This window comes from Mycobacterium sp., assembly GCF_049281135.1.
Taxonomy (GTDB): domain Bacteria; phylum Actinomycetota; class Actinomycetes; order Mycobacteriales; family Mycobacteriaceae; genus Mycobacterium.
Genome location: NZ_JBAPRN010000801.1, coordinates 1 through 2,778, shown reverse-complemented (window position 1 = coordinate 2,778; position 2,778 = coordinate 1). Strand labels below are relative to the sequence as shown.

General features: G+C 66.4%; 3 protein-coding genes. All 3 read left to right on the top strand.

The features are described from left to right. On the top strand, positions 1-761 hold a 761-nt coding region (locus WAN02_RS31750; RefSeq protein ID WP_422269328.1), incomplete at its 5' end, for an FtsW/RodA/SpoVE family cell cycle protein. Continuing rightward, on the top strand, positions 758-2,233 hold the full coding sequence (gene pbpA / locus WAN02_RS31745) for a D,D-transpeptidase PbpA (protein ID WP_422269327.1): 1,476 nt from the start codon (positions 758-760) through the stop codon (positions 2,231-2,233). The genes WAN02_RS31750 and pbpA, both read left to right, overlap by 4 nt. Beyond that, a partial coding sequence (locus WAN02_RS31740; RefSeq protein WP_422269326.1) for a serine/threonine-protein kinase occupies positions 2,230-2,778 on the top strand: 549 nt, incomplete at its 3' end. The genes pbpA and WAN02_RS31740, both read left to right, overlap by 4 nt.

The window sequence follows — 2,778 nt, the reverse complement described above, 5'->3', positions numbered from 1 at the left end:
GTATGGATCTGCCCCGGCCGCGTGACCTCGCTCCGCTGCTCGGCGCCTGGGTTGCCTCGATTGCCGTGATGGTCTTCGAAAAGGATTTGGGCACTTCGCTTTTGCTCTACGCGTCGTTCCTGGTGGTCGTCTACCTGGCCACCCAACGGTTCAGCTGGGTGGTCCTCGGCCTGGCCTTGTTCGCGCTGGGCAGCGTCGCTGCGTACTACATGTTCGCTCATGTCCGGGTTCGGGTGCAGACGTGGCTGGACCCGTTCGCCGATCCGGACAACACCGGCTACCAGATCGTGCAATCGCTGTTCAGCTTCGCCACCGGCGGCGTCTTTGGCACCGGTCTGGGCAATGGGCAGCCGGACACCGTGCCTGCTGCGGCAACCGATTTCATCACCGCGGCGTTCGGTGAAGAGCTCGGTCTGGTGGGGTTGGCCGGCCTGCTGATGCTCTACACCATCGTGATCGTCCGCGGCATGCGGACCGCGATCGCGGTGCGGGACAGCTTCGGCAAGCTGCTGGCTGCGGGTCTGGCGTCCACGCTGGCCATCCAGTTGTTCATCGTCGTCGGCGGCGTCACCAACCTCATTCCGTTGACCGGGCTGACCACGCCCTGGATGTCCTACGGCGGCTCGTCGCTGTTGGCGAACTATGTGCTGCTGGCGATCCTGGTGCGCATCTCGCATGCGGCGCGGCGGCCGTTCCGTACCAAGCCGCGCAACACCTCGCCGATCGCGGGCGCTAACACCGAGGTGATCGAGCGGGTATGAACACCTCCCTCCGCCGGATCTCGGTGACCGTGATGGCGCTGATCGTGCTGTTGTTGTTCAACGCCACGCTCACGCAGGTCTTCACCGCCGACGGGCTGCGGTCTGACCCGCGCAACCAGCGCGTGCTGATGGACGAGTACTCCCGGCAGCGCGGCCAGATCACCGCGAACGGTCAGCTGCTGGCGTACTCGGTGGCCACCGACAGCCGCTTCCGCTTCCTGCGGGTGTACCCCAACGCCGCGGTGTACGCCCCGGTGACCGGGTTCTATTCGCTGCGCTACTCGAGCACCGGTTTGGAGCGGGCCGAGGATCCCCTGCTGAACGGATCCGATCAGCGGTTGTTCGGCCGCCGGCTGGCCGACTTCTTCACTGGTCGCGACCCCCGCGGCGGCACGGTGGACACCACCATCAGCCCGCGGATCCAGCAAGCCGGTTGGGACGCGATGCAGCAGGGCTGCAACGGCCCGTGCCGCGGTGCGGTCGTCGCGCTGGAGCCGGCGACCGGGAAGATTCTGGCGCTGGTGTCCTCGCCGTCCTACGACGTCAATCAGCTTGCCTCGCACGACCCCGAGCAACAGGCGCACACCTGGCAGCAACTTCGTGACGACCCGCACTCGCCGCTGATCAATCGCGCAATCTCGCAGACGTACCCACCCGGTTCGACGTTCAAGGTGATCACTACCGCGGCCGCGTTGCAGAACGGCGCGACCGAGGACGACGAACTCACGTCGGCGGCGTCGATTCCACTGCCGGATAGCACCGCAACCCTGGAGAACTACGGCGGCGCACCCTGCGACAGCGCCGAAACCGTCACGCTGCGTGAGGCATTCGCCCGGTCGTGCAATACCGCATTCGTCCAGTTAGGCCTGCTCACCGGCACCGATGCGCTGCGCAGCACCGCGCGATCGTTCGGCCTGGACGTCGTGCCGGAGCCGATCCCGCTGCAGGTCGCCCAATCGACTATCGGACCGATACCCGACGCGGCTGCGCTGGGCATGACGAGCATCGGCCAGAAGGATGTCGCGTTGACGCCGCTGGAGAATGCGGTCGTTGCGGCTACCATCGCCAATGCCGGCATCACCATGCAGCCCTACCTGGTTGACAGCCTGCAGGGACCTGACCTGGCTAACATCAGCACGACCGCGCCGCACCAACAGCGCCGTGCGGTGTCCCCGCAGGTCGCGGCTAAGCTAGCTGAGTTAATGGTCGGCGCCGAGAATGTCACTCAGCAGAAAGGGGCGATCCCCGGCGTGCAGATCGCATCCAAGACTGGTACCGCAGAGCACGGCACCGACCCGCGCCACACACCACCGCACGCGTGGTACATCGCTTTTGCGCCCGCGAAGGCTCCGAAGGTGGCCGTCGCGGTGCTTGTAGAGGACGGCGCTGACCGGTTATCGGCGACCGGTGGCGCGCTTGCCGCACCGATCGGGCGCGCGGTCATCGAGGCTGCGCTGCAGGGAGGACCATGAGCCCGCGAGTGGGTGTGACGCTGTCTGGCCGCTACCGCCTGCAACGCCTGATTGCTACCGGCGGGATGGGTCAGGTGTGGGAGGCCGTCGACAGCCGGCTGGGACGTCGCGTCGCGGTCAAAGTGCTCAAGGCCGAGTTCTCCCAAGACTCCGAATTCATCGAGCGCTTCCGGGTTGAAGCGCGCACCACCGCGATGCTCAACCATCCCGGCATCGCCAGCGTTCACGACTACGGCGAGACCCAGATGGAGGGTGAAGGGCGCACCGCCTATCTGGTGATGGAATTGGTCAACGGCGAGCCGCTCAACTCGGTGCTCAAGCGGACCGGCCGGTTGTCGCTGCGGCACACGCTGGACATGCTCGAGCAGACTGGACGGGCGCTGCAGGTCGCGCACGCCTCCGGTCTGGTGCACCGCGACGTCAAGCCGGGCAACATCCTGATCACCCCGACCGGTCAGGTGAAGATCACCGACTTCGGCATCGCCAAAGCCGTCGACGCCGCCCCGGTGACACAGACCGGCATGGTGATGGGCACCGCCCAGTAC